At 71.8% G+C, this 26,143-nt stretch carries 22 protein-coding genes; 9 read left to right on the forward strand and 13 right to left on the reverse strand.

What is annotated here, in order from left to right:
* Positions 1–54: 54 nt before the first annotated feature.
* From pafA to ABD194_RS18255, 4 genes are all read right to left on the reverse strand, one after another.
* A complete protein-coding gene (gene pafA / locus ABD194_RS18240) occupies positions 55–1,446 on the reverse strand; it encodes a Pup--protein ligase (RefSeq protein WP_343993997.1) in 1,392 nt (463 codons plus the stop codon).
* Positions 1,447–1,508: 62 nt separating this feature from the next.
* Positions 1,509–2,207 carry a GerMN domain-containing protein gene (locus ABD194_RS18245; RefSeq protein ID WP_343993999.1) on the reverse strand — a complete coding sequence of 233 codons (699 nt, stop codon included), beginning with the start codon at positions 2,205–2,207 and terminating at the stop codon, positions 1,509–1,511.
* Between the two features lie 4 nt (positions 2,208–2,211).
* Complete coding sequence (locus tag ABD194_RS18250) at positions 2,212–3,519, reverse strand: HAMP domain-containing sensor histidine kinase (RefSeq protein ID WP_343994001.1); 1,308 nt, start codon at positions 3,517–3,519, stop codon at positions 2,212–2,214.
* 151 nt (positions 3,520–3,670) lie between these two features.
* Complete coding sequence (locus tag ABD194_RS18255) at positions 3,671–4,351, reverse strand: response regulator (RefSeq protein ID WP_343994003.1); 681 nt, start codon at positions 4,349–4,351, stop codon at positions 3,671–3,673.
* Between the two features lie 240 nt (positions 4,352–4,591).
* Between ABD194_RS18255 and ABD194_RS18260 the strand changes: the two genes are divergently transcribed.
* The 6 genes from ABD194_RS18260 (at position 4,592) to ABD194_RS18285 (ending at position 12,166) form a co-directional block, all read left to right on the forward strand.
* Positions 4,592–6,406 (forward strand): ABC transporter substrate-binding protein, encoded by a 1,815-nt coding sequence (locus ABD194_RS18260; protein WP_343994005.1) that lies wholly within the window; start codon positions 4,592–4,594, stop codon positions 6,404–6,406.
* Between the two features lie 132 nt (positions 6,407–6,538).
* A complete protein-coding gene (locus ABD194_RS18265; RefSeq protein WP_343994007.1) occupies positions 6,539–7,570 on the forward strand; it encodes an ABC transporter ATP-binding protein in 1,032 nt (343 codons plus the stop codon).
* On the forward strand, positions 7,567–8,715 hold the full coding sequence (locus ABD194_RS18270; protein ID WP_343994009.1) for an ABC transporter ATP-binding protein: 1,149 nt from the start codon (positions 7,567–7,569) through the stop codon (positions 8,713–8,715). Before ABD194_RS18265 ends, ABD194_RS18270 begins: the two co-directional genes overlap by 4 nt.
* Positions 8,712–9,770: an ABC transporter permease gene (locus tag ABD194_RS18275; RefSeq protein WP_343994011.1), complete on the forward strand. Its 1,059-nt coding sequence runs from the start codon at positions 8,712–8,714 to the stop codon at positions 9,768–9,770. Before ABD194_RS18270 ends, ABD194_RS18275 begins: the two co-directional genes overlap by 4 nt.
* A 9-nt stretch (positions 9,771–9,779) precedes the next feature.
* A complete protein-coding gene (locus tag ABD194_RS18280; protein ID WP_343994013.1) occupies positions 9,780–10,739 on the forward strand; it encodes an ABC transporter permease in 960 nt (319 codons plus the stop codon).
* A 155-nt stretch (positions 10,740–10,894) separates the two neighbouring features.
* Complete coding sequence (locus ABD194_RS18285) at positions 10,895–12,166, forward strand: coiled-coil domain-containing protein (protein ID WP_343994015.1); 1,272 nt, start codon at positions 10,895–10,897, stop codon at positions 12,164–12,166.
* 119 nt (positions 12,167–12,285) lie between these two features.
* Here the strand turns inward: ABD194_RS18285 and prcA are convergent, their stop codons facing one another.
* The 5 genes from prcA to ABD194_RS18310 all read right to left on the reverse strand — a co-directional run bounded on the left by prcA (position 12,286) and on the right by ABD194_RS18310 (position 18,373).
* Complete coding sequence (gene prcA / locus ABD194_RS18290) at positions 12,286–13,044, reverse strand: proteasome subunit alpha (protein ID WP_343994017.1); 759 nt, start codon at positions 13,042–13,044, stop codon at positions 12,286–12,288.
* Positions 13,041–13,874: a proteasome subunit beta gene (prcB, locus tag ABD194_RS18295; protein WP_343994019.1), complete on the reverse strand. Its 834-nt coding sequence runs from the start codon at positions 13,872–13,874 to the stop codon at positions 13,041–13,043. The genes prcA and prcB overlap by 4 nt, the downstream gene beginning before the upstream one ends.
* Positions 13,871–14,077 (reverse strand): ubiquitin-like protein Pup, encoded by a 207-nt coding sequence (locus ABD194_RS18300; protein WP_343994021.1) that lies wholly within the window; start codon positions 14,075–14,077, stop codon positions 13,871–13,873. The genes prcB and ABD194_RS18300 overlap by 4 nt, the downstream gene beginning before the upstream one ends.
* Before the next feature lie 134 nt (positions 14,078–14,211).
* Positions 14,212–15,732: a depupylase/deamidase Dop gene (gene dop / locus ABD194_RS18305; protein WP_343994023.1), complete on the reverse strand. Its 1,521-nt coding sequence runs from the start codon at positions 15,730–15,732 to the stop codon at positions 14,212–14,214.
* Positions 15,733–15,817: 85 nt separating this feature from the next.
* Positions 15,818–18,373, reverse strand: coding sequence for a lysylphosphatidylglycerol synthase domain-containing protein (locus tag ABD194_RS18310; RefSeq protein ID WP_343994025.1), 2,556 nt, complete (start codon positions 18,371–18,373; stop codon positions 15,818–15,820).
* Positions 18,374–18,500: 127 nt separating this feature from the next.
* Between ABD194_RS18310 and ABD194_RS18315 the strand changes: the two genes are divergently transcribed.
* From ABD194_RS18315 to ABD194_RS18325, 3 genes are read left to right on the forward strand one after another with little or no spacing between them, the layout of a single operon-like run.
* Positions 18,501–19,508, forward strand: coding sequence for an alpha/beta hydrolase (locus ABD194_RS18315; protein WP_343994027.1), 1,008 nt, complete (start codon positions 18,501–18,503; stop codon positions 19,506–19,508).
* A 59-nt stretch (positions 19,509–19,567) separates the two neighbouring features.
* Complete coding sequence (locus tag ABD194_RS18320; RefSeq protein ID WP_343994029.1) at positions 19,568–20,557, forward strand: ribose-phosphate diphosphokinase; 990 nt, start codon at positions 19,568–19,570, stop codon at positions 20,555–20,557.
* Positions 20,554–20,949 (forward strand): DUF3054 domain-containing protein, encoded by a 396-nt coding sequence (locus ABD194_RS18325; protein WP_343994031.1) that lies wholly within the window; start codon positions 20,554–20,556, stop codon positions 20,947–20,949. Before ABD194_RS18320 ends, ABD194_RS18325 begins: the two co-directional genes overlap by 4 nt.
* Before the next feature lie 119 nt (positions 20,950–21,068).
* Here the strand turns inward: ABD194_RS18325 and arc are convergent, their stop codons facing one another.
* From arc to ABD194_RS18345, 4 genes are all read right to left on the reverse strand, one after another.
* Positions 21,069–22,859 carry a proteasome ATPase gene (arc, locus tag ABD194_RS18330; protein WP_343994033.1) on the reverse strand — a complete coding sequence of 597 codons (1,791 nt, stop codon included), beginning with the start codon at positions 22,857–22,859 and terminating at the stop codon, positions 21,069–21,071.
* Positions 22,860–22,915: 56 nt separating this feature from the next.
* A complete protein-coding gene (locus tag ABD194_RS18335; protein WP_343994035.1) occupies positions 22,916–24,097 on the reverse strand; it encodes a tRNA (adenine-N1)-methyltransferase in 1,182 nt (393 codons plus the stop codon).
* Between the two features lie 11 nt (positions 24,098–24,108).
* A complete protein-coding gene (locus ABD194_RS18340; protein WP_343994037.1) occupies positions 24,109–24,696 on the reverse strand; it encodes a single-stranded DNA-binding protein in 588 nt (195 codons plus the stop codon).
* 267 nt (positions 24,697–24,963) lie between these two features.
* The gene (locus tag ABD194_RS18345) at positions 24,964–26,106 is read right to left on the reverse strand and encodes a site-2 protease family protein (protein WP_343994039.1); all 1,143 of its coding nucleotides are present in this window, start codon (positions 26,104–26,106) and stop codon (positions 24,964–24,966) included.
* Between the last annotated feature and the right edge of the window lie 37 nt (positions 26,107–26,143).

Raw genomic sequence — 26,143 nt, forward strand, 5'->3', positions numbered from 1 at the left:
GCGCCACGGGACGTGCGGGCCGGTCCCCCCCGGCGGCGGCGTGGCCGCCCGGCCTCAGAGCGGACGCTGCGTGCCGGGCGACCGGTCGATGCTCTCCATCAGCCGCTCCACCCGCTCGTCGACGGCCCGGAACGGGTCCTTGCACAGCACGGTGCGCTGCGCCTGGTCGTTGAGCTTAAGGTGCACCCAGTCGACGGTGAAGTCGCGCCCGTGGGCCTGGGCCGCGCGGATGAAGTCGCCCCGCAGCTTGGCGCGCGTCGTCTGCGGCGGCCGCACCTTGGCCTCGAAGACCTCGACGTCCGAGGCGACCCGGGCCGTGCGGCCGTGTCGCTGCAGCAGGTAGAAGAGGCCGCGGCGGCGGTTGATGTCGTGGTAGGCGAGGTCGAGCTGCTGCACCCGTGCATCGGTGAGGGCCAGGCCGTGCTTGGCACGGTAGCGCTCGATGAGGCGGTACTTGATGACCCAGTCGATCTCGGTCTCGATCGCGCCGAGGTCTCCGGCCGCGATGGCGTCGAGTGCCCGGCCCCACAGGTCGATCACCTGCTTGGTGTCGGGACTGTGCATGCCCTCGCGGTCCACGAACTCGATGACCTTGTCGAGGTACTCGCGCTGCATGTCGATGGCCGAGAGCTCACGGCCGTTGGCCAGGCGCACCGTGGCCCGTCCGCTCGGGTCGTGGCTCATCGTGCGGATGGCGCGGATGGGGTTCTCCATCGACAGGTCGCGCATGACGACGCCGGCCTCGATCATGCGCAGCACGAGGTCCGCGCTGCCGACCTTGAGCAGGTTGGTCGTCTCGGACATGTTGGAGTCGCCCACGATGACGTGGAGGCGGCGGTACCTCTCGGCGTCCGCGTGCGGCTCGTCGCGCGTGTTGATGATCGGGCGGCTGCGAGTCGTCGCCGACGACACGCCCTCCCAGATGTGGTCGGCCCGCTGGCTGGCGGCGAAGCTGGCCCCGTGGGCCGTGGTGACGACCTTCCCGGCCCCGCACATGATCTGGCGGCTGATCAGGAACGGGATGAACATGTCGGACACTCGCTGGAAGTCGCCGGTGCGCCCGTAGAGGTAGTTCTCGTGGCAGCCGTAGGAGTTGCCGGCGGAGTCGGTGTTGTTCTTGAAGACGAAGATCTCGCCCTCGACCCCGTCGTCGCGCAGACGGCCCTGGGCGTCCTCCACGAGGCCTTCGAGGATGCGCTCCCCCGCCTTGTCCTGCACGACCAGCTCGCGCACCGAGTCACACTCCGCCGTCGCGTACTCCGGGTGCGAGCCCACGTCGAGGTAGAGGCGGGCGCCGTTGCCGAGGAAGACGTTGCTCGAGCGCCCCCAGGCCACGACGCGACGGAACAGGTAGCGGGCCACCTCGTCCGGGGTCAGCCGCCGCTGGCCCTGGGTCGTGCACGTGACGCCGTACTCGTTCTCGATCCCGAAGATCCGCCGGTCCATGAACCAACTCTAGGCGGCACCATCGCTTTCGCCTGATCCGACGGGCCGCGTCGGCAGCCGGGTCAGTGCGGCGGGGCGAGGTCGGCGTAGTCCTGCCGGCTGAGCGGCCGGGTGACGAGCTGCCCGTGGCCGACGGGCACGGGCACGGGCTCCGAGCCGCTGACGAGCCTGACCTCCGCAGCCAGGGTGTCGGCCGAGACGGTGAAGACGATCTGCGCCATGGCGACCTCCTGCTCGGCGACCGACAGCCGGTCGTAGCCCGAAGGGACCGACACGTCGGCCGTCCGCGGGCCGCTCATCGTGCCCGTGAGGGGATGCGACGAGGCCGGCAGGGCGGTCCGGAGGCCCGCGGCGAGCTCCGCGGCGCCGACCGGGGCCGAGAGCGCGCGCAGCACCGGATCCACTCCCCTGCCGGGTGACACCGCGCGCGTCACGCGCTCGAGCCGGCGTCCGTGAACGAGGTAGACCTGCATGGTGAGCGGCACCCCGGGCGTGCTGGTCGGGGCACTGGTCGCGCGGGTGTCGGGGACGGCGACGCTCTCGGGCTCGGACTGGGCAGAGAGCCCACAGCCACCGAGGAGCACGACCAGGAGCGGGCCGGCGACCCCTCCCCCGATCTTCCGGACCAGGCCGCCGACGCGTCGTGATTCCCCGGGTCGGTCCCGCCGCACGTGACCGGGGCGGACGGCATACGAAAGGGTGGGCGCGTCGTGCGACACGGCACACGGAACGTATGCCGTGTCGCCGGGGACGGTGGGCACAGCGTCAGTGCAGCGGCAGCACGACGACAAGACGCGCGCCTCCGGCGTCGCTCGTGGTCACCTGCACCGCGCCTCCGTGCGCCGATACGTGCCGCTGGACGATGGCGAGCCCGAGGCCGACCCCCCGCTCACCGCTGCCCCCGGCGCGCGCGAAGCGGTCGAAGACGCGGCCCCGCTCCGACTCCGGGATGCCCGGGCCGGCGTCGTCGACGGTGATCCGTGCGGTGTCCCCGTCGCCCTCAACCGTCACCCCGACGCACCCTCCGCCGTGGTGCTCGGCGTTGGCCACGAGGTTGGCGACCACCCGCTCGAGGCGACGCTTGTCGACGTGCCCGTCGAGGACCGAGCCCGGCTCGACGCGGGTGACCCCCCGCCCGGCCGTGCCGTTCGCTGCCCGCCGCACGAGCTCCCCCACGTCGACCGGCTCGAGCTGCAGCTCCTCGCCGGCGTCGTGGCGCGAGATCTCGAGGAGGTCGACGACGAGCGCCCGCAACCGCCTGAGGTCGTCGGCCAGCAGGTCGACGGGCTCGCGGACGGCACCGGGAAGCTGGTCGCGCCGGTTGGCGATGACCTCCATCGAGTTGAGCATCGTGGTCAGGGGCGTGCGCAGCTCGTGGCTGAGGTCCGCGGCGAAACGGGAGTCGGCGCGCACCCGGTGCTCGAGCTGCTCCACCGTGCGGTTGAACGAGCGGGCGAGAGGGTCGAGGTCCGGGTCACCGTGGGAGCGGAGCCGGACGTCCAGCCGACCGCCCGCCACGGCCCCGGCCAGCAACGTCAGCTCGGCAAGGGGACGCAGCGCCACGCGGCTGGCCCGGCGGCCCAGGGCGACACCGACGAACGAGGTGGTGACGGCCGCGGCGCCCAGCGCCCACGCGAGGGTGGTCCTCCTTTGCTCGAGCTCGGTCAGCGGGAACACCTCGAAGAGCGCGTCGCCCCGTCGCTGCAACGGCGCTCCGACGACCAGGCTGAGGTGGCCGTCGACCACCACGCGCTGGATGGCGACGGCCCGCGACGTCACGGCCGCGACGAGTGCAGGCGGCACGATGGCGGCCGCGGTGGGCGAGGGGCTGGCGTAGAAGTGGCCGGAGACGAGCGCGGCGGACGCGTCGGCGTCGTTCGTCGGGAGGCCGCCCAGCAGCGAACCGACCGGTGCCGCCCCGCGGGCGAGCGCCGCGGCGAGCACGGAGCTGCCGAGCGTGGTCTCGCTGGCCGCGGTGTCCTGCCGGTCGGCGAGGAGGTACCCGGAGACGACCACCCACGACAGCACCGACACGAGCACCGAGATGGCCAGGGCCAGCAGGCCGAACGTCACCTCGAGCCTCCTGCGCAGCCCGGGAGCCGGCCGCACACCCCGGGACAAGCCGCCGGACAGTCCCGGCCACGCGCTCCGCCGCGTGCCCTCAGCGGGGAGGAGCTGCCTGCGGCCCCGCCACATCCGAGCCCGGTCGCCGCGCATGGGCGCCTCAGCCGGCCAGCCGGTAGCCGAGCCCACGCGCGGTGACGACGTGCGTAGGGCTGGCCGGGTCCAGCTCGACCTTCGTGCGCAACCGGCGGATGTGCACGTCGACGATGCGGCTGTCACCGAAGTAGCCGTAGCCCCACACCCGGTCGAGCAGGTGCTCGCGGCTGCAGATGCGTCCCTCCACGGAGGCGAGCTCCACCAGGAGCCGGAACTCCGTGCGGGTGAGGTTGACCGGCTGGCCGCCCCGTCGGACCACGCCGTCGTCGATGCCGATGTCCAGGTCCCCGGAGACGACGTGGCGGGTGGGGCGCCCGATGAGCGGCTCCGTGCGGCGCAGCAACGCCCGCATGCGTGCGGCGAGCTCCTTGGCGACCAGTGGCTTCGTCACGTAGTCGTCGGCACCGGACTCCAGCCCCGCCACGACGTCGTGGCTGTCGGTCCTGGCCGTCACCATGATGATCGGGACGTCACTGCCTCGGCGCACCTCCCGGCAGACCGCGAAGCCGTCGCGGTCCGGCAGCATCACGTCGAGCAGCATGATGTCCGGCGGTGAGGCCTTGACGGACTCCACGCACTGGCCGCCGTCCGCGGCCTCGAGCACGGTGAAGCCCTCGTCCTCCAGCGCCAGCCGCAGGACCCTCCTGACCCGTGCGTCGTCCTCGACGAGAAGAACCCGCCGCATGGCTCCAGCGTAGGTCGGGTGTCTGGAGGCGATCCGGCGAACTCCTGTGAGAAGGCCTTTCGTATGTCGATCTGTGACCTGGCGACGTCCTGTGTGACGAGCACTTTGCGATCGCGTGACATCCGCGCCGGCTCGGCCTCTGGTGTCACGCAGCCGTGCCTAGCGTGAGCACGACGGGCGCCCGCGGGGGCTCCCGGGACCGGTCGTCACCGGCCCGTCCTACGTGACCAAGGAGAGACCATGCCCCTGAGAAAGTGGCCTGTGACGGCCCTCGCGGTGGTGGCGACCAGCTGCCTGACCGTGACGGCCTGCAACTCCGGTGGCGGCACGACCTCCGGCAGCACGGGCGCCGGCGGCACCGGCGCCTCGGCGAACGCGGTGCGCGGCGGCACCCTCAACATGCTCGGCAGTGGCGACGTCGACTACATGGACCCCAACATCAGCTACTACTCCATCGGCTACCTGGGCCTGCGGCCCTGGAGCCGCCAGCTCTTCACCTACCCGGCGGTCGAGGGACAGACGACGAAGGCCGTGCCCGACCTGGCACAGTCCTTGCCGACCCAGGGCGACGGCCTCAGCGCCGACGGCAAGACCTACACCATCAAGATCCGGTCGGGCGCCAAGTGGAACACCAACCCGGCCCGGCAGGTGACCGCGGCCGACATGGTCCGTGGGGTCAAACGCAGCTGCAACCCGGTCCAGCCCTTCGGCGGCCTGCCCGACTACCTCGACCTCGTCACGGGGCTCCAGACCTTCTGCAGCGGCTTCGCCAAGGTCGGGCACACTCCCGCGGCGATCGCCTCCTACATCGAGCAGACTCCCCTGCCGGGCGTCGTCGCCAAGGACGACCTCACCGTCGTCTTCACGCTCAACCACCCGGCCAGCTTCTTCACCGACATGCTGACGCTCCCCGCCTTCTCCCCCGCCCCGAAGGAGTGGGACGCCTACCTGCCGGCGAGCCCGGAGCTCGCGCAGCACACCCTGTCGGACGGCCCGTACCAGATCGAGAGCTACACGCCCACGAAGAACATCACGTTCACGCGCAACCCGGCCTGGGACGCCGCCTCCGACCCCGTGCGCAAGGCCTACGTCGACAAGATCGTCATCAACGAGACGGTGACCCAGGACTCGACGCAGCAGCAGCTGCAGACCGGCACGCCCAGTGCGGACATGGAGTGGGACAACTTCCCACCACCCTCGCAGCTGCCCGCCCTGATCGCCAAGAACGACCCGAACCTGACCATCGGCCCGTCCGCCTCGTCCAACCCGTACATCGTCTTCAACACCGCCTCGCCGAACAACAACAAGGCACTGGGCAACGTCAAGGTGCGCCAGGCCCTCGGGTACGCGCTCAACCGGACCAACATCATCCAGGTCCTGGGTGGCCCCAAGCTCAACGAGCCACTGAGCCACGTGCTGCCCTCGGACATCGTCGGCGGTGAGCAGAACTTCGACCTCTACCCGTACGACCCGAACAAGGCCACGCAGATGCTGGCAGCCGCGGGGTTCCCCAACGGGCTGACCCTCAAGATGCTCTACCGCAACTCCTCGGAGGGCAGCAGCAAGACGTTCCAGACGGCGCAGCAGGACCTGTCGAAGGCCGGGATCACGGTGCAGGGCGTTCCCTCGCCGAACGCCGACTTCTACACCAAGTACCTCCAGGAGCCGTCCGTGGCCAGGCGCGGGGTGTGGGACCTCGCGGTGGCCGGGTGGGGCGCCGACTGGTACGGCAACGCGGCGGTGTCGTTCTTCAACCCGCTCTTCAGCGGTGCCCCGTCGTTCCCGCCCAGTGGCAGCAACTTCGGCCTCTACGAGAGCTCGAGCGCCAACACGCTCATCCACCAGGCGTCCACCTCCCCGACCCAGCAGGAGGCGGCCAACCTCTGGGCCCAGGCCGACCGGAAGGTCATGGAGGACGCACCGTTCTTCCCGATCACCAATCCGAAGCAGGCCAACTACCACGGGAGCCAGGTCCAGGGCACCGTCTACGTGCCGGCGATGCAGAACTACGACCCGACGAACGTGTGGCTGACCGCCGACAAGCAGGGCGGCTGACGCAGCCGGCGCCGCGTCGCATGCCCTCACTCCACGCCTCCAGTGGGCCCACTCCCGGTCCACGGGAGGCCGTGGAGGGTCTCCCCCGCCGCCGTGCACTCGCCGACGGCCCCACTCGTGGAAGGCGATCCGATGGCCCTGCTCGAGGTGCGTGACCTCTCCGTCTCGTTCGCGACCCCCGACGGCGTCGTCCAGGCGGTGCGCAGCCTGTCCTTCGACGTCGACCGCGGCACGACGCTCGCGATCGTCGGCGAGTCCGGCTCCGGGAAGAGCGTCGCGACGCAGACGATCACGGGTCTCACCCGCGGTGCGCGGGTGTCCGGGTCGGCCCGCTTCGATGGGGTCGAGCTGATCGGCGCCTCGCCCAAGACCCTCCAGGGCATCCGCGGCGCCAAGATCGGGATGATCTTCCAGGACCCGCTCTCGAGCCTGCATCCCTACTACACGGTGGGCTGGCAGATCGTCGAGATGATCCGGGCGCACCGGCCCCAGACGGCGACCGCGACGGCCCGCGCCCGCGCCGCCGAGCTGCTCGGGCTCGTCGGCATCCCCGGCGCGGCCAAGCGCCTCGACGACTACCCGCACCAGTTCTCCGGAGGCATGCGCCAGCGGGTCATGATCGCCATGGCGATGGCCCTGGACCCCGCCCTGCTGATCGCCGACGAGCCGACGACGGCGCTCGACGTGACCGTGCAGGCGCAGGTGCTCGGCGTCATGCAACGACTGCAGGAGGAGTTCGGCACGGCGATCGTCCTGATCACCCACGACCTCGGCGTCGTCGCCCAGATGTCCGACGACGTCGTCGTGATGTATGCCGGCCGGGCGATGGAGCGCGCGCCGCGACGCACGCTCTTCTACCTTCCCCACAACCCCTACACCCGCGGGCTGCTGGCGTCGCTGCCGGCGCAGGGCGGCACTCGCACCCGGCTCACCCCCATCGCCGGCACCCCGCCCTCACTGATCGACCCACCCGAGCAGTGCCCCTTCGCCAGCCGCTGCCCTGACGTGTTCGACCACTGCCGGCACGAGGTGCCCCGGCTCGACCCGGTGGCCCGGGACCCACGGCATACCTCCGCGTGCTTCCTTCCCAAGGACGGCGCGTCGCTGCGACCGGTCCCCGGCGCGGGTCGCCCCGCCACGGTGCGTCAGGAGGAGTCGGCGTGACCGCGAACCCCGAAGCCCCGCAGCGCGAGAGGACTCCCCCGGCATCCGCGCCGCTGCTGCGCGTCGACCACGTGACCAAGACCTTCCCGGTCGGCTCGAGCTCCCTCTGGCGCCGCGGTGACGTCCTGGTCCACGCCGTCGAGGACGTGTCCCTCGAGATCCGCACCGGCGAGACGCTCGGCCTCGTCGGCGAGACCGGCTGCGGCAAGTCGACGCTGGCCCGCTGCATCGCGCGCCTGTACGACGTGACCTCCGGCACCGTCACCTTCGACGGCCGCGACATCACGCAGCTGAGTCGACGCGAGCTGCGCACCGTGCGGCGCGAGGTGCAGGTGATCTTCCAGGACCCCTACGGCTCGCTCAACCCACGCCGGCGGGTGGGCTCGATCATCGGCGACCCGTTCGTCATCCACGGGATCGGCTCGGGGCGCGAGGTCAAGCTCCGGGTGCAGGAGCTCATGGAACGCGTGGGGCTCAACCCGGAGCACTACAACCGGTTCCCCGCCGAGTTCTCCGGCGGGCAGCGCCAGCGCATCGGAGTGGCCCGCGCCCTGGCCCTGCAGCCGCGGCTCATCATCTGCGACGAGCCCGTGTCGGCGCTCGACGTGTCGATCCAGGCCCAGATCATCAACCTGCTGATCGACCTTCAGACCGACTTCGGCCTGACGTACCTCTTCATCTCCCACGACCTGTCGGTCGTGCGACACGTCAGCGACCGCGTTGCCGTGATGTACCTGGGCCAGCTCGTGGAGGTCGCCCGCACGGAGGAGCTGTTCGGCACGGCCCGGCACCCCTACACGCGCGCCCTGCTGTCGGCGCTGCCGGTCCCCGACCCCGACGTCGCCGACAGCCGCCGCAGGACCATCCTCGTCGGCGACCTCCCGTCGCCGACCGACCCGCCCTCGGGCTGCCGGTTCCACACGAGGTGCCCGCGCGCCCAGGCCGACTGCTCGGCCGCGGTCCCGCCGCTGGAACCGGTGCTCGGCGACCGGCCGGAACACCGCACCGCCTGCTTCCACCCGCTCGCCGCCGGCGAGGAGCTCTCCTCCGACCCGTCGGCGGCCTTCGCGGCGCCGCCGGACGCCGACGTCCCGCACACGCAGGTCACACCTCACCCGACAGACGACGGAGGCGAACGACCGTGAGCGGCATCCTTCCCACCTCGGCCGCGAGCGAGGGCGTCGGCCCCGTGGCCGAGGCCGAGTCCACGGGGGGCCCAGAGACAACGCGGAGCGCCATCGAGGGCCGCAGCCCGTGGCTGCTGGCGTGGCAGCGGCTGCGTCGCGACCGCGTCGCGATGATCTCCCTCGTCGTGATCGTCCTCATCGTCCTGATGGCGATCTTCGCCCCGCTGACGACGGCGATCACCGGTCACCCCGTGAACGAGCAGTACCGCCAGACGGGCCTCACGCCCGACGGCCTCCCGACTCCCCCGTCCAGCCAGTTCTGGCTCGGCACCGACGACCTGGGCCGCGACATCTTCGTGCGGATCGCCTACGGCGCGCGGATCTCGTTGCTCGTGGGCGTCGTGGCCACCGCCCTCACGGTGGTGATCGGCGTCATCGTCGGACTCGCGGCCGGGTTCCTCGGCGGCTTCGTCGACACGGTGCTCGCCCGCCTCATCGACATCGTGCTCTCGGTGCCCTTCATCCTCGTGGCCGTGGCCCTCGTGTCGATCACCGGTCCGAGCCTCCTGGTGACCGTGCTCGTCATCGGCTTCTTCAGCTGGGCCTCCGTCGCCCGTATCGTCCGTGGCCAGGTGCTGTCGCTGCGGGAACGCGAGTTCGTCGAGGCGGCGAAGTCCCTGGGCGCCTCGGACAGCCGGATCATGTTCGTCGACATCCTGCCCAACGTCCTGGCGCCCGTCATCGTCTACGCCTCGCTGCTCATCCCGGTCGTCATCGTCGTCGAGGCCACCTTGAGCTTCCTCGGGCTGGGCCTGCCGCCGCCCACCGCCGACTGGGGCGGGATGATCAGCGAGTCCCAGAACTACTACACCGTGGCGTGGTGGTTCGTCGTCTTCCCGGGCACCGCCCTGCTCGTGACGACGCTCGCCTTCAACCTCTTCGGGGACGGCGTGCGGGACGCCTTCGACCCGCGAGCGGACCGCATCATGGCCGAGGTGTCGGACGTGACGGTCGAGCCCCTCGCGGACGTCGATGCCGTCGAGGCCGTCCCGACCGTCGAGACCAGGGACTAGGAGGCACTCATGGCCCGGTTCCTCGTGCGCCGCGTGGCGCTCGGCATCCTCGTCCTGTGGCTCATCACCGTGGCGGTGTTCGGCCTCTTCTTCGTCGCGCCCAACGACGTCGCCCGCGCCCTCGCCGGCCGACAGGCGACACCCGAGACCGTTGCCCTGATCTCGCACCGCCTCGGTCTCGACCAGCCCGTCTGGAGGCAGTACACGGACTTCCTGTGGAAGGCCCTGCACGGCGACCTCGGCTACGACTACTACCACCAGGTGCCGGTCACCGAGATCATGGGCGCCGCACTCCCGATCACCATCTCCGTCGTCGTGGGCGGCGCCATCATCTGGATGGTCCTCGGCCTGACCAACGGCGTCCTCTCGGCGATCCACCCGCGCTCGTTCACCGACCGGTCCCTGACGGCGTTCAGCCTCTTCTTCTACTCGATGCCCACCTTCCTGCTCGGGCTGCTCCTGCTCTACTTCTTCTACTTCCGCCTCACCCTGGCCGGGGTGGACATCTTCCCGCCCGGGGGCTACGCCCCCCTGACCGACGGCTTCGGGACGTGGTTCCAGCACATGGTGCTGCCGTGGTTCACCCTGGCGCTCGTCTCGGCGGCCACCTACACGCGCCTGACCCGCGCCTCGATGCTCGACGTGCTCGGCGAGGACTACGTGCGCACCGCCCGCTCGAAGGGCATCGGCGAGCGTCGCGTCATCCTGCGACACGGCCTGCGGGCCGCCCTGACCCCGGTCGTGACGCAGTTCGGCATCGACGTGGGGGCGCTTCTCGGCGGCGTCGTCGTCACCGAGACCGTGTTCTCCCTGCCGGGCCTCGGCAAGACGGCGATCGACGCCATCAACCAGCAGGACCTGCCGGTCATCATCGGGATCGTGCTCTTCGCCTCGGCGGCCGTCGTCGTGGCGAACATCGTGGTCGACATCGTGTATGCCGTGCTCGACCCCCGCGTTCGCCTGCACTGAGAGCGGCCTGCGGGCCGGTGCCAGCTCGCACCATCACCTGACGGGGCGCCCGGGGACGCGGTTGCGCCCTGGGTCGCAGCGGCCCAGCGGAGGCTGCCAGACTGTCGCCGTCCCCTCATGCCGTTGTCCCTCCACCTCCTCTGCATTGGACGGAAATGATCGACAGACCCCACTTCAAGTTCTCCCGCCGCGGCTACGAGCCGGAGGAGGTGGACTCCTTCATCGAGGCGCAGAACCGCACCCTGCAGGCGGCCAAGAAGGACGCCGCCGAGCGGAGTGTCGAGCTGACGAGGCTCAACGCCGCGCTGACCGACCTGCGGGGCCAGCTCGGCCAGCAGACACGCGTCATGGCCGACCTGAAGAAGAACGCGTCGACGGCTCCGGGGCAGGCCTACACCGAGCTCGGTGAGCGGATCGCCCAGATCCTCTCGCTCGCCGACCAGGAGGCCGCCGAGATGCGCGGCCGCGCCGCGGCTGACGCCGAGGAGATCCGCGAGCGGGCCAACCGAGCCGCGGCGGACCTCAAGAACACGACCACCTCGTATGCCGACCAGACCCGTTCGCGCGCCGACGAGGAGGCCGTTCGCGTCATCGCCCAGGCCACCCGCGAGGCTCAGGCCGTCGTCGCCGAGGCGCAGAGCGTCATGGCCGCCCAGCGTCAGGAGGCAGCCGCCGAGCTCGAGGCGCAGCGGGCCAAGGCCACGACCGCCTCTGCCGAGCTCGAGGTGAGCCTCGCGGCCCGCCGCGAGTCGGCGGACGTCGAGTTCGAGGCCCGTCGCCAGCAGATGGAGGCGGCCTTCACCGAGAGCGAAGCGCGCCTGCGCCAGCTGACCGAGCGCGCCGAGCACGACGCCGAGGAGTTGCGCTCGCGCGCCCGACGGATGCTCGAGACGGCACAGAGCCAGGCGGACCAGATCGTGTCCGAGGCTCGCGACCACGCCTCGCGGCTGCGCGAGGAGTCCGACCGGGAGCTGGCCGCCGCCGCCGCGCAGCGCGACAGCATCACGGCGCAGCTGGCCAACGTCCGCCAGATGCTCGCGACGCTCGGCGGCGGCGCACTCGTGCAGTCGGTGGAGTCGCTGGACGGTCCCGAGAAGGGCGGGGAGGTCGCACCGGCAGCCGGCCAGCCGCAGCCCGTCGCGAGCGAGACGCCCGGCCCTGTCACCGACGCTGACGCCGCCCCCGATGGAGAGCCGGCCGGGATGGCGGACCAAGCCCCGGCGCCGCACGACCGCGGGGTGGAGGAGGCAGACGGCTCGCAGGCCCTGGGTCGGCAGGCTGACGATCCGATCGCACCAGCCGAGTCGCCCGAGGGTGCCGAGCCGGACGAGGACCGCGAGGACGACGCCTCCTCCGACGCCTCGGGGCGCAGCTCGTCGAAGCCGCAGGCAGGCGCGGGCAGGCGGGTCGGCGCGAACCGCCGCTGACCCCGCCCGACACCCTTCGAGGGCCGCCCCCGTTCGGGGGGCGGCCCTCGTGTGCGTCCTCGTGCCTGACCGGCCGGTCAGCCGGAGGCGGCTGGCTGCGCCGGGCTCGCCCAGCGGCCTCAGGCCACCGGGCCGGGGGGCGGGGGCTGCGGGGAGCTCGCTGCTGCGTCGGACGAGCGCTCGGCCGGCTCGCCGAGGAGCTGCGCCAGCACGGGACCGACGATGCGGCGGAACGAACGCCGGGGACGCTCGCGGTCGAGCACCGCGACCTCGAGCTGGTCCTCGTCGAGCGTGCGGCGCTCGCCGTTCTCCCCCGCCCCCAGGACGTCGACGGCCAGGCGCACGGCCTCCGCGAGCGTCATTCCCGGACGCCAGCCGCTGCGCAGCCGCTCCTCCGCTGCGTCGCTCGCGCCACCCATGGCCACGAACCCGCGCTCGTCGGCGACGGACCCGTCGTAGGTGAGGCGGAAGATCTGGTCGCTGTCGCTGTCGGCGCCGACCTCGGCCACGACGATCTCGATCTCGAGGGGCTTGGACTCCTGCGTGAAGACGCCGCCGAGGATCTGCGCATACGTGTTGGCCAGTGCCCGGGCCGTGACGTCGGTGCGGTCGTAGGAGTAGCCGCGCAGGTCGGCGTAGCGGATGCCCGCGACCCGTAGGTTCTCGAACTCGTTGTAGCGCCCGACCGCGGCGAAGGCGATGCGGTCGTAGATCTCCGACACCTTGTGTAAGGCTCGCGACGGGTTCTCGGCGACGAAGGCGATGCCCTTGTCGTAGCCCACGACGACGACCGACCGGCCACGAGCGATCCCCTTGCGGGCGAAGTCCGCCCGGTCCTTCATGACCTGCTCGGGAGGGACGTAGAACGGCATGGTCATCGCGCGCCTCCCGGGTTGTCACGGCGCGCCGCGACGACACGCTGGACGTGACCCTCGAGCACGTCCTGGGGGACGAACCGGGCGCCGGCGTGGTCGACGACCGCAACCGTCGGCCAGATCTGGCGGCCGAGGTCCGGGCCTCCGGTGGCCGAGTCGTCGTCGGCCGCGTCGTAGAGCGCCTCGATGGCCACGGACACCGCCTGCTGCTCCTCGAGCCCGGGCCTCCACAGCTTCTTGAGCGCGCCGCGTGCGAAGACGGACCCGGAGCCGGTCGAGTGGTGGCCGACCTCGACGTAGCAGCCGCCGGTCACGTCGTAGGAGTAGATGCGCCCGGTCGCTGACTCGAGGTCGAACCCGGCATACGTCGGCACGACGGTCAGGCCCTGCATGGCGAGGCCGAGGTTGCCCCGGATCATCGAGGCGAGGCGGTTGGCCTTGCCCTCGAGGGACATGATGGCGCCCTCGATCTTCTCGTAGTGCTCGAGCTCCACCTGGTAGAGGCGAACCAGCTCGATCGCGAGCCCCGCGGTGCCGGCGATGCCGACCACGCTGTACTCGTCAGCGGCGAAGACCTTCTCCATGTCGCGGTTGGCGATGATGTTGCCCATCGTCGCCCGCCGGTCGCCGGCCATGACGACCCCGCCCTCGAAGAGCAGCGAGACGATCGTGGTGCCGTGCGGCGCCTCGATCGTGGTGCCGGAGGGCAGCCGGCGGGCGGACGGGAGCAGCTCGGGACGGTAGGCGGCGACGAACTCGGTGAACGACGACGACCCGGCCCGGAGGAAGGCGTCGTCGAGCTGTCGCGAGCGCCCCGTGGACGCTGGGGTCACTGGCCGCCCTTCTGCACGAAACCGCGGACGAACTCCTCGGCGTTGGACTCGAGGACTCCGTCGATCTCGTCGAGGACGCTGTCGATGTCGTCGCTCAGACCTTCCTTGACGGCGGCGCCGGCAGGTGCGGCGGGAGGCTCCTCCGGGGTCTCCGGCGGCTCCTCGTCACGACGCTGCGGCTTGACGTGCTCCTGACCCGGCATGGCTACCTCCCAGACGTGAAGACCTGTCGACTCGACCCTAACCCGTCAGGACCCCGGCATCCGAGCACCTCTCCCCGGACAGCCCACGCCGGGCGGCCGCAGGAACCGTCCCACAGCGGCATCGACCGGCCACCCTAGTCGGGCGTGGCCAGCCCCTGGAGCAGCTCGGCGACGTCGCTGCTCTGCTCGAGCAGGTCGCCGACCTGGGCCCGCGTGCCGCGCTCGGGCTCCAGGATCGGCACGCGCTGCAGGCTCGAGCGCCCCGGGACGTCGAAGACCACCGAGTCCCAGCTCGCCGAGAAGACCTGCGCGGTGAAGCGGCGCACGCACTCCCCCCGGAACCAGGCGCGGGTGTCCTCGGGTGGGGTGGTCTGCGCCGCCTTGACGTCTTCAGGCGTGACCAGGTCGCGGAGCATGCCTCGGTCCCTGAGTCGGTGCACCAGGCCCTTCTCGGGACGCACGTCGGCCCACTGGATGTCGATGGCCGCCAGGCGGTGGTCGTCCCAGGCCAGCCCGTCGCGGGCGCGGTAGCCCTCGAGCAGCTTGAGCTTGGCCACCCAGTCGAGCAGGCTCGCGCACGACATCACGTCACGGCCGAGCCCGGTGAGGACCTCCTCCCAGAGAGCCATGACCTCGCTCGTGGCCTCGGGCTCCGGGTCGTCGCCGCGCCGGTCGAGCCAGGCGCGGGCAGCCTCGAGGTACATCCACTGCAGGTCGAGCGCCGTCACCGAACGTCCGTCGACGAGCTCGACGGACGCCCGCAGCGACGGGTCGTGCGAGACCGTCTGGAGCGCAGCCACGGGCCGACGGATCGACCAGTCCTCGGTGAGGTGGCCGTCCTCGATCATCCCGAGCACGAGCGAGGTCGTCCCGACCTTGAGCAGGGTCGCGACGTCGAGGTGGGTGGCGTCGCCGACGATGACGTGCAGCCGCCGGTAGCGGTCGGCGACGGCGTGGGGCTCGTCGCGGGTGTTGATGATCGGCCGCTTGAGCGTCGTCTCGAGCCCGACCTCGGTCTCGAAGAAGTCGGCCCGCTGGGAGATCTGGTAGCCGGCACCCCGGCTGTCCACGCCGAGCCCGACCCGGCCGGCGCCGCACACGACCTGTCGCGTCACGAAGAACGGGATGAGGTGGCGCACGATGTCGGGGAAGGGGGTCCGCCGCGGCATGAGGTAGTTCTCGTGCGTGCCGTACGACTGGCCCTTGCCGTCGGCGTTGTTCTTGTAGAGGTTGACGGGCGGCTGCCCGGGGCGCGAGGCCAGCAGCCGGACGGACTCCAGCGCGATGGCGTCCCCGGCCCGGTCCCAGGTGACGGCGTCACGCGGGAGGGTGACCTCGGGTGAGCTGTACTCGGGGTGCGCGTGGTCGACGTAGTAGCGAGCCCCGTTGGTGAGCACGACGTTGGCCAGCGTGGGGTCCTCGACGTCGGTCAGCTGGCTCGGGTCGGCGGTCTGCCGGTCGAGCTGCCAGCCGCGGGCGTCGCGCAGCGGGTCCTCGAAGGCGTAGTCCCAGCTCGACTGGTTGGAACGGATGCCCTGGGCTGCGGCATACACGCTGACGACCTGCCCGGAGAGGAACATCGGGTTGGCCATCGGGTCGCCGGGCACCGAGATGCCGTACTCGGTCTCGAGTCCCATGATCCGCCGCACCGTCATGGCCCGACGATAACCGCCCCGGCCTGCCGTGACGGGCGCACCCCCTGACCACCAACCCATCGAGGACGTATGCCGTCCGGCGGGCTCAGATGGCGCCCACCTTCTGCAGGCGACTGAGCGAGAACCACCCGAACGGGATGGGCAGCCAGTAGGTCGCGAGGCGGTAGAGCAGAACCGAGGAGACGGCGGTGCCGCTGTCGACGCCGATCGAGATGAGGCCGAACGACATGGCCGCCTCGATGCCGCCCAGCCCGCCGGGCGTCGGCACGGCCGAGCCGACGATGGCACCGGCGAAGTAGACGACCGCGATGGCAGCCACCGGGGCCTCGCCACCGAAGGCCCTCGTCGCGCAGACGAGCGCGGCGACGAACGACATGTCGAGCATCAGGGCACCGCTGAGCAGCTGGGTCAGCTTCTTCGGGTGCTGGAGCACTGCGAGCACCTGCGGGACCGCCGCCCGGACCTGCGGTAGCACCTGGTCGGTGAGGATCGCCCGGATCCTGGGCACGGCGAGCAGACCCAGCGCGAGAATCACCACGGCGAGGATGGCTGCGACGAGGATCGGCGACGGACTGAACGAGACCGCCGGTCCCGTGCCCGCGAGGACGCCGGAGATCACGAGCAGCACGAAGTACGAGCAGAACTGGGCCACCTGCGCGACGCCGACGCTGGCGCCGGCGACGGTCGGCGACAGGCCCGAGGTCTGCAGGTAGCGGGTGTTGAGGGCGATGTTGCCGACGGCCGCGGGCGCGACGAGGCCGCTGAAGGCGACGGCCAGCTGCGTCATGTACGTCCGGACGAAGCGCAGGTGGATCTGCACGGCCCCGGCGAGGGCGAGGGAGGCCCCGGCGAACGTCGCGGCCGCGAAGAGGACGAGGAGGACGGCCCAGCGCCAGTCCGCCGTGGTCACGACCTTGCCGATGTCGACCTGGGCCAGCTGGGTCAGCAGCAGGTAGCCGGCGACCCCGCCCATGACGAGCGTCACGACGCCCTTGATCGAGATGCGGCGCAGCTCGACCGGCTCGACGGGCTCGGCCTGGGGTCGCAGGGCCACGAGCCGCTCCCGCAGCTCTCCGATCACCGACTTCGCGGCCCGCAGCGCCGTGCGGGTGTCCGAGCTCAGCGCCACGGGTTGGAGCACGGGGACGGCCCGCAGCACGGCGTCCTCGCCGAGCGCGGCCACGGCCGAGTCGACGGTGCGCTCGGGCCCGACGGCGAGCGCCACGGTGGTGAGCAGCTGCGCGAGGTCGATGCGCAGGCTGATGTCGTCGGCGGCGACGTCGCCGCTGCCCAGGCGAGCGAGTGCCACGCCGCCCGCGTCATCGAGCAGGACGGTCGAGGGGCCGAGCTGGCGGTGGACGATGCGACGCCGCTGCAGCGTGGCCGCCAGGTGCCAGATCGCCTGCAGCTGCGCCTGGTCGAGCCCGTCGGTGCGCTCGGCGACCGGGGTGCCCTGCGGCAGCACGTAGGCGATGACGGCGGAGAACGGGCCGACCTCCGAGACGGCGACCGGCCTCGGGGCCCGGATCCCCGCGTCGTGCAGTGCGAGCCCCATCAGCGCGCGGTGCTCGATCTCGGACTGCAGGGTCAGGGCCGGCGGGCGGGTGAAGCCGCTGCGCAGGCGGAGCACGCGCAGCAGGCGGCGGCCGGAGGCCAGCCCGAAGGTGTCGCGGTCGATGACGTGGACGTCGAGCGGCCCGCCGGAGGTGACCCCCAGGTAGCGGCGGTCGCCGGCATCGTTGCCGTCGATGAGCTCGAGCCTGGCCAGGGGGATGCCGCCCGACACGAGCACCGCCGCCACCTCGGTGCCCGGAGGGCGGGTCGAGCTGACGCCGAAGACGAGCCGGGACGCGAGCCCGACGATCCAGCCCACCAGGAGCGAGCAGGTCAGCGCCGCGAGCGTCATGGCGCCCGACAGGAGGGTGGTCACGAGGGTGGCCACGACGACGCCCGTCGCGATCGGTGAGATCCACTTGCGTCCGGAGATGTCGGCCACCGTGAGCAGGGCGACCATCGAGACGATGACGATGTCGAGCGGACCCGTGTGCCCGGTAGGGCTCGGCCGGGTCAGGACGCCGGTGACGAAGCCGCCCTTGCCCGACTGCACGAGCAGGCTCAGCACGATGACGAGGACGCCGGCCACGACCGCGGCGCCCAGGGCCTGGATGAGCTGCATGGGACGGCGGCGCACGAGCAGGTCGGCGCCGACGCCGATCGGCAGCAGCAGCACGCCGATGCCGCTCAGCCATCCCAGGAGGGTCAGCAGCAGGCGAGGCAGGCCGCTCGTGACGTCGGTGAGGTCCTGCTCGACGGCCCCTCGGGTCCCGGCAGCGAGGTCGGCGACCGCCAGGCCGAGCAGCAGGAGCAGCACGGCCGCGACCAGGCGTACGCCGTCGGCCGGACGCCGGACGCGGCCGGGGATCGGCGGCTCCACGACCTCGACGTCCGGAGCCGGCTCGGGGGACGACGGGCCCGGGAGCCGCGTGTCCTGCGCAGGGTGGATCGCCGTCCGTTCCTCGAGCGCGTCGTGCACGTGCTCCGTCCGGCGCATGGTCTCCCCCGTGGTGTCGTCCGAGTGCCGTGCGTCGCCGGGAGCGGCCCCCTGCGTGGGGGGCCGCGCCTGCTCCGCGTCGCCTGGCATGGGCCAATCCTGCCCGAGCCTGCTGCGGATTCGCCGCAGGGTGGGCCCGAAGCGGCGTACCGGGTGCAGCACTCTCTGGCCTCCTGACCAGGTGTCATCTGCGGGCCACCGGTGGAACACTGACGCCGTGACGGTCACCGACTCGTGGGACATGCCCCTGCGGACCAGGCTCCTGGTCCGCGCCCTCAACCGCTCGAGGGGCAGCGACCGCATGCTCGTCCCCGACGAGATCGCCCGTAGCAGAGCGTGGTTCGCGCCGACCCGCATCCCGTACACCTGGGTCACCGGACCGGTGCCCGCCGGGGTCGAGATCGCCGGCACGAGCTTCGCGGCGCGGGACGGGCAGTCCATCGAGGTGCGCACGTACCGGCCCCGCGGCGCCCCGGGTGACCATCTGCCGGCCCTGCTGTGGTTCCACGGCGGCGGGTGGGTGCTGGGCAACACGCGCGGCTACGACCCGATCTGCGCCTGGCTCGCCGACCGCGCCCGCGTCGTGGTGCTCAACGTCGACTACCGGCTCGCACCCGAGCACCGCGCCCCGCAAGCCGTGCACGACTGCGTCGACGCGACTCGCTGGGCCGCCTCGGGAGCATCGGACCCCACCGGAGCAGGGTGGCGCGGCGGCAGCCTCGGCCTCGCCGGCGACTCGGCGGGGGGCAACCTCGCGGCCGTGGTGGCACAGGTGATCCGCGACGAGGGCGGGGCCGACATCGCCTACCAGGCTCTGGTCTACCCGGCCGTCGACGCCACCATGAGCTCGGAGTCGGTGGCGCTGCACGCCGAGGCCCCGATCCTCACCCGAGCCGACATGGACGCCTTCCTCGCGCACTACCTCGGAGACGCCGAGGACGCGCTCGACCCGCTCGACCCGCTCGTCTCGCCGCTCCATGCCGAGCACCTCGGGGGCCTGGCCCCGGCCCTGGTGCAGACCGCGGACCTGGACCCGCTGCGCGACGAGGGCGCCGCGTACGCCGCAGCCCTGCGCGACGCCGGTGTCGACACACGCCACACGAACTACCCGCGTGTGCCGCACGGGTTCCTGAGCTTCCCCGGCGCCACGCGTGTCGGCGTGGCCGCGCGCGAGGAGCTGGTGCGCTGGGTGCGCGACCACGCGTACGACGGCGGGCTCCGATAGTCTGCAACGGCACGCCAGTCCGTGTGGATGGTCGGTGGATGGGTGGGGATGGTTTCGAAGTGAACGACGTCGTCGTGTTCAGCGGTTCCGCCCACCTGGAGCTGGCCGACCGGATCTGCACCCACCTCGGGGTGACCCGCTCCCCCGCGGACATCAAGCGCTTCAGCAACGACTGCCTGCAGGCGCAGCTGCTGGCGAACTGCCGCCAGCGCGACGTCTACATCGTGCAGCCGCTCGTCCCACCGACGCAGGAGCACCTGATGGAGCTGCTCCTGATGATCGACGCGGCGCGCGGCGCGTCTGCCGCGCAGATCACCGCCGTGATGCCGCACTACGCCTACGCCCGCTCGGACAAGAAGGACGCCTCGCGCATCTCGCTCGGCGGGCGTCTCGTCGCCGACCTGATCGCCACCGCCGGCTGCCACCGGGTGCTCACGATGGCCCTGCACGCCCCTCAGGTGCACGGCTTCTTCTCCACGCCGGTCGACCACCTGACCGCCATCGGTGTGCTCGCCGACCACTTCCGGGGCACCGACCTGTCCGGCTCCATCGTCGTGAGTCCTGACCTCGGCAACGCCAAGGTGGCCACCCAGTTCGCGCGTCTTCTCGGCCTGCCGGTCGCTGCCGGCTCGAAGCAGCGGGTGGCCGACGACAGGGTCGTCATCGACGCCATCGTCGGTGACGTGGCCGGACGCCGGGCGATCGTGCTCGACGACGAGATCGCCACCGGCGGTTCGATGGTCGAGCTCATCGACCGGTTGCAGGAGGCGGGCGCGACCGAGGCCGCCATCGTGTGCACGCACGGCCTCTTCGCCGGCAAGGCGGTCGAGCGCCTCCGCGGGCACCCCTTCGTCACCGAGGTCGTCACCACCGACACCGTGCCCCCGCCCGACGACTGGCCGGAGCTGACCGTGCGCTCGGTCTCGGCCCTGTTCGCCGAGGCGATCAGCCGCATCCACCAGGGCCGGTCCGTCAGCTCGCTCTTCGAGGGCGTCGACCCCACCCACGCACCGCCCCAGCCACGCCTGCCGTTCGACACGCTCCCGTGACCCGCCTGCCCTGGTGGCGCCGGCCGGGACCCGCCCTGGGCCTCGACGTCGCGCTCGTGCTCGTCTTCGCCGGGATCGGCAGGGCCAGCCACGACGAGGCCGGCCCGGTCCTCGGCGCCGTGCTCACCGCCTGGCCGTTCCTCGTCGGCACGCTCGTGGGCTGGCTCGTGGTGCGCATGCTGCGCGGGCGCTGGCCGGTCGACGTGGCACCCGGCGTCACGGTGTGGTTCGCCACCGTCCTCGTGGGCATGCTCCTGCGCCGCGCGACAGGCCTGGGCACCGCTGCGAGCTTCGTCGTGGTCGCCTCGGTCGTGCTCGCTGCGTTCCTGCTGGGCTGGCGTGCGTTGGGCGCGTATGCCGCCCGCCGCGCCCGCGCGCCCCACCGCACGTAGCCGACCCGCCCCCTGCTCAACCCTCGAGAGGCCACGTGCGGCCCACCCGGACCGTCGAGAGGCCGGGTGGCCCGGGAACCGGGCCACCCGGCATACGCGATCGGTCCAGGGGGCTGGGTTCAGAGGTACTGACCGGTGTTGGCCGTCGCGATGGAGCGGCCCGGCTCGGTGCCGTCCTTGCCCTTGATGAGGGTGCGGATGTAGACGATGCGCTCGCCCTTCTTGCCGCTGATCCGCGCCCAGTCATCGGGGTTGGTCGTGTTGGGCAGGTCCTCGTTCTCCTTGAACTCGTCGACGCAGCTGGCCAGCAGGTGCTCGACGCGGATGCCCTTCTGACCGGTCGTGAGGAACTCCTTGATGGCCAGCTTCTTGGCCCGGTCGACGATGTTCTGGATCATCGCGCCGGAGTTGAAGTCCTTGAAGTAGAGGATCTCCTTGTCGCCGCCCTGGTAGGTGACCTCGAGGAAGCGGTTCTCCTCCATCTCGGAGTACATCCGCTCCACCGCTGCCGTGATCATGGCCTCGACGGTGGCCTCGCGGTCGCCCGCGTGGACGGCGAGGTCGTGCTCGTGGAGCGGCAGGCTGCCGGTGAGGTACTTGCTGAAGATGTCCCGGGCGCTCTCCGCGTCGGGGCGTTCGATCTTGATCTTCGCGTCGAGGCGCCCGGGCCGCAGGATCGCGGGGTCGATCATGTCCTCGCGGTTGGAGGCGCCGATGACGATGACGTTGTCGAGCCGCTCGACGCCATCGATCTCGGCGAGCAGCTGCGGCACGATCGTCGTCTCGACGTCGCTGCTGACACCCGAGCCGCGCGTGCGGAATAGCGAGTCCATCTCGTCGAAGAACACGACGACGGGCGTGCCGTCGGACGCCTTCTCACGCGCGCGCTGGAAGATCAGCCGGATGTGCCGCTCGGTCTCGCCGACGTACTTGTTGAGCAGCTCCGGACCCTTGATGTTGAGGAAGTAGCTCTTCTCCGTCGCCTTGCCCGTGCGCGCCGCGACCTGCCGGGCCAGCGAGGCGGCGACCGCCTTGGCGATGAGCGTCTTGCCGCAGCCGGGAGGCCCGTAGAGCAGGACGCCCTTCGGGGGCTTGAGGGCGTGCTCCCGGTAGAGCTCGGGGTGCAGGAAGGGAAGCTCCACGGCATCGCGAATCTGCTCGATCTGCCCGGAGAGGCCACCGATGTCCTCGTAGTCGACGTCGGGCACCTCCTCGAGGACGAGCTCCTCCACCTCGAGCTTCGGGATGACCTCGTGGACGAAGTTGGAGCGGGGGTCGAGGGTCAGGGAGTCACCGACGCGGATGACCTCGGCGAGCAGGGGCGTCGCGATGCGACACACCCGCTCCTCGTCGCCGTGGGTCACGACGACGACGCGGTCACCGTCGATGCGCTCCTTGACGGTGACCACCTCGCCCACGCGCTCGTAGCCGTGGACCGAGACGACGTTGAGCGCCTCGTTGAGCATCACCTCGCGGCCGAGCCCGAGGTTGTCCTGGTCGACCGAGGGACTGATCGCCACGCGCATCTTGCGCCCGCCGGTGAGGATGTCGATCGCCCCGTCGTCGGGCGCGTCGAGGACCAGTCCGTAGGTGCTCGGTGGCTGCGCCAGGCGGTCGACCTCCTGCTTCAGGTTGACGATCTGCTCCCGAGCGTCCTTGAGCGTGCGCACGAGGCGCTCGTTCTGCGACGAGAGGGTCGACAGGCTCGTCTGCACGTGGGCCAGGCGGGCTTCGAGCTCGCGTGTCCGCTGCGGCGAGTGGCGGGCCGCCTCGCGCAGCGACTGGACCTCGACGCGCAACGCTGCCAGCTCCCGGTCACCCGCGCCGGCGGTCCCGGTCTCTCCCGGTTCACGGGGGTCTCGGGCACCGGCGGCACCCTGGTGGTCTGGGTTTCGGACGTCGTCAGACATCTCGGCCTCCTGGATCCGTCACTCGCACACAGTGACCATTCGACCCTAACCCCGGTTTAGTCGAAGTCGTCGGATGTATCAGCCAGTGATCGTCGGACGCGTCGGATCGTCTTGTCGCTCTTGACGCGTTCACCGAGAGCCTCGGCGGTCCAGGCCTCGGCCGGCACGTCGGTCGAGGCGGTGGACCCGGGCACTGCCGTGGCGCCATCACCCTCGGGGCTCCTGCCACCACCAGCCGCGATGTCGACCTCGCCGTAGGCTCCCTTTGCCGGGCGTCGCTTGCGTTCGGGTGCGGGCACGCCCGGGGCCAGCCGGCGCGTGGTGATGAGGAAGCCCGTGTGCCCGTGCATGCGGTGCTGAGGACGCACCGCCAGACCCTCCAGGTGCCAGCCCCGCACGAGTGACTCCCACGCCGAGGGCTCCGTGAAGCCGCCGTGGGCCCGGATGCCCTCCGCGACCCGGCTCAGCTGCGTCGTCGTGGCGACGTAGCAGATCAGCACGCCACCCGGGATCAGTGCGTCCGCGACGGCCTCCAGGCACTCCCACGGGGCGAGCATGTCGAGAACCACCCGGTCGACGGTGCCGGCATCGACGAGGTCGGGCAGCGACTCGACGAGGTCTCCCACGGTCACCGTCCAGGCCGGGTGGTCACCGCCGAAGAACGCGCGCCCGTTGCCGCGGGCGATGTCGGCGAAGTCGGCGCGCCGCTCGAAGGACAGCAACCGGCCCCGCTCGCCGATGGCCCGGAGCAGCGACATGGACAGCGCGCCGCTGCCCACCCCCGCCTCCACGACGGTTGCGCCGGGGAAGATGTCGGCCATCTGCACGATCTGTCCCGAGTCCTTCGGGTAGACCACGGCGGCGCCGCGTGGCATCGACATGACGTAGTCGCTGAGGAGCGGTCGCAGCGCGAGGTACTCGACGCCGGCCGTGTTGGTCACGACGGAGCCGTCGTGCGACCCGATGAGGTCGTCGTGCCGCAGGAAACCCCGGTGCGTGTGGAACTCACGGCCCGGCTCCAGCGTGATGGTGTGCAGGCGGCCCTTGGGGTCGGTCAGCTGCACCCGCTCGCCCACCTCGAAGACGCCGCGGCGCGAATGGGCTCCCGTCACCCGTGCCCCGTCCGTCCCTCGCCCGGGAGCGGCCTCGACGGTCGTCTGCGGCTCGGCTGGGGCTGGCTCGCCGAGGTGCTGCTCGGCGGTGCGCTGCCCGGCGTCGGGCTGCTCGGCGTCGGTCATGGGAGCACAGTCTAGGTGTCGGCGCGAGCGCCGCCGGACGCCCTCCTCACGGCCGTCGCCTCGACCTCGTACCGGCTCTGCCTCCCGGCGGCGCCGCCGAAGAAGCGGCGTCGGAGGGCCCCATCGACCTCGACGAGGTCGTCGGCCCGGAGGCGCAGCGCGGTGCGCCGTGTCGTCGCCGTCCAGCAGACGATGTCGATGGTGTCGACGGTGGCCCGGCGGGGGCCCTCGACGGGCTGGCGCCTGCGCGCAGGGGCGGGTGCCCGCCCGACGACGACACGAAGCGTCACGATGCGGTCACCGCTCGGCAGCTCCCGCTCCTCCCCCTCCGCCGCCAGGCGGCCGCTGAGGTGCACCTCGTTGCGACCGGGGCTGTTCGTGGGCGGCGCCACACCGGCCCCGACCGCGCCTCGCCCGGTGCGTCGCGCGCCGCTGGAGGGGGCAGCCGCTGCGCCGTCGGTCAACTCGACGGTGTCGGCGGTCTCGGCGGTCTCGGCGGTCTTGCCGGACTTGCCGGACTTGGCGGTCTCGGTCGTGGCGGTCGCCGTGGTCGTGGGTGTCTTCGCAGCGGTGATCGGCTCGGTCCGGCTCGTCGTCATGGCGCCTTCCTTCGGCCCGTCCGTCGGGCCGTCGCCACAACGGTTGCGCGCCGACCGTTGTCGGCCCAGCCCCTCGCCGCCTGCTGTGGACGGCTGCCGCCGGCACGTGGGGGGATGTGGACAACAGGTCAGGTGACGGGGCTGTCCCCTCATCACGCCCGCCCGCTCGTCGGCCGGACCGGTTCTGGGCGAAGTTCTGGGCGAGTTCTGAGCGGGTTCGGTGCAGGTCGGTGCAGGTCGGTGCAGGTCGGTGCGAGTCGGTACCGCTCAGCGACGTCCGCGTCGGGCGAGCTGGGCGCCCACCACGTCGTTGATCCGCTCGGCCCGGGCGAGCCCGCGGACGTCACGGGTGGAGTCGTCGACGACCACGGCCAGCGGCAGGTCGGCCTCGCTCATCGCCCGGAGGAGGTCGGTGAGCACCGCGTCGGCCGGCAGCGCCACGACCCACGCCGCCGGCTGGGCCAGCGTGACGGCAGCGACGGTCGTGCGGTCACGGCTCTCGACCGGCACCTGCGCCACGGACTCCGCATCGACGATCCCGAGCGGCCACCCGCTCGGGTCGGCCGCCGCCAGCCAGGCACCCGAGGCGGCGCCGTCCACCTCACTCAGGGGCAGTGTGCCGGGCACGAGGACGAGAGGTTCGAGCACGTCGGTGGCCCGCCCTGCGCTGGCCAGGTGGATCTGCCCGGCGCGCACCGCGGCGGTGGCACCCTGCCAGAGGAAGAAGGCGATGGCCACCGGCCACAGCAGGTCGAAGACCCGGGGCGCTCCGCCCTCGAGCAGGCCGCGGACCACGAACCAGGCCACCGTCGCGACGGCCACCAGTCGGCCCAGCCAGCCGGCGGCCACGAGGCCGCGGCCCTTGCTGCCGGTGGCCCGCCAGACGAGGGCGCTGACGATCTGGCCGCCGTCGAGGGGCAGCCCGGGCAGGAGGTTGAAGAGGCCGACGAGCAGGTTGGCGAAGGCGACGATGCCCAGGAGCGTATGGGCCGTGTCGTTGGCCGTGACCGAGCGCAGCGCCCACCCGAGCGCGGCGAGCAGCAGGTTGGACAGCGGACCGACCAGCGCCACCAGCGCCGTCGTGGTCGGTGAGCTCCTCGTGGCGTCGTAGACGGTGTGCCCACCCCAGACATCGGCGACGATGCGGCTGACCGGGTGCCCGCGCCACCGAGCGGCGAGGGCGTGGGCCGCCTCGTGGACGAGCACGGACGCGAGCAGCAGCACGGCATACCCCGCAGCCAGCAGGTAGCCGTAGGACGCGCCCCGGTCGGGACGGGCGAGATTCGGGCCGAACAGGACGACGATGACCAGCGCGATGACCGGCCAGGACCGACCGAGGTAGACCGGTGTGCCGGCCAGGCTGCCGATGCGCCACCCGTGAGCCGCATCAGGCCGGGCGCGGGTACTCATGGCCCGACCCTATGCCCTGGTGCGGGCGCGCGGCCGT

Origin of the sequence: Terrabacter terrae (assembly GCF_039529575.1) — a bacterium.
Classification (GTDB): domain Bacteria; phylum Actinomycetota; class Actinomycetes; order Actinomycetales; family Dermatophilaceae; genus Terrabacter; species Terrabacter terrae.

What these genes read in the sequence shown, in the direction of transcription:
- pafA (WP_343993997.1), bottom strand. Translation starts at nt 1,446, where the DNA reads ATGGACCGGCGGATCTTCGGGATCGAGAACGAGTACGGCGTCACGTGC.
- ABD194_RS18255 (WP_343994003.1), bottom strand. Translation starts at nt 4,351, where the DNA reads ATGCGGCGGGTTCTTCTCGTCGAGGACGACGCACGGGTCAGGAGGGTC.
- ABD194_RS18260 (WP_343994005.1), top strand. Translation starts at nt 4,592, where the DNA reads ATGCCCCTGAGAAAGTGGCCTGTGACGGCCCTCGCGGTGGTGGCGACC.
- ABD194_RS18265 (WP_343994007.1), top strand. Translation starts at nt 6,539, where the DNA reads ATGGCCCTGCTCGAGGTGCGTGACCTCTCCGTCTCGTTCGCGACCCCC.
- ABD194_RS18280 (WP_343994013.1), top strand. Translation starts at nt 9,780, where the DNA reads ATGGCCCGGTTCCTCGTGCGCCGCGTGGCGCTCGGCATCCTCGTCCTG.
- ABD194_RS18285 (WP_343994015.1), top strand. Translation starts at nt 10,895, where the DNA reads ATGATCGACAGACCCCACTTCAAGTTCTCCCGCCGCGGCTACGAGCCG.
- prcA (WP_343994017.1), bottom strand. Translation starts at nt 13,044, where the DNA reads ATGACCATGCCGTTCTACGTCCCTCCCGAGCAGGTCATGAAGGACCGG.
- ABD194_RS18300 (WP_343994021.1), bottom strand. Translation starts at nt 14,077, where the DNA reads ATGCCGGGTCAGGAGCACGTCAAGCCGCAGCGTCGTGACGAGGAGCCG.
- dop (WP_343994023.1), bottom strand. Translation starts at nt 15,732, where the DNA reads ATGACGGTGCGGCGGATCATGGGACTCGAGACCGAGTACGGCATCTCG.
- ABD194_RS18310 (WP_343994025.1), bottom strand. Translation starts at nt 18,373, where the DNA reads ATGCCAGGCGACGCGGAGCAGGCGCGGCCCCCCACGCAGGGGGCCGCT.
- arc (WP_343994033.1), bottom strand. Translation starts at nt 22,859, where the DNA reads ATGTCTGACGACGTCCGAAACCCAGACCACCAGGGTGCCGCCGGTGCC.
- ABD194_RS18335 (WP_343994035.1), bottom strand. Translation starts at nt 24,097, where the DNA reads ATGACCGACGCCGAGCAGCCCGACGCCGGGCAGCGCACCGCCGAGCAG.
- ABD194_RS18340 (WP_343994037.1), bottom strand. Translation starts at nt 24,696, where the DNA reads ATGACGACGAGCCGGACCGAGCCGATCACCGCTGCGAAGACACCCACG.
- ABD194_RS18345 (WP_343994039.1), bottom strand. Translation starts at nt 26,106, where the DNA reads ATGAGTACCCGCGCCCGGCCTGATGCGGCTCACGGGTGGCGCATCGGC.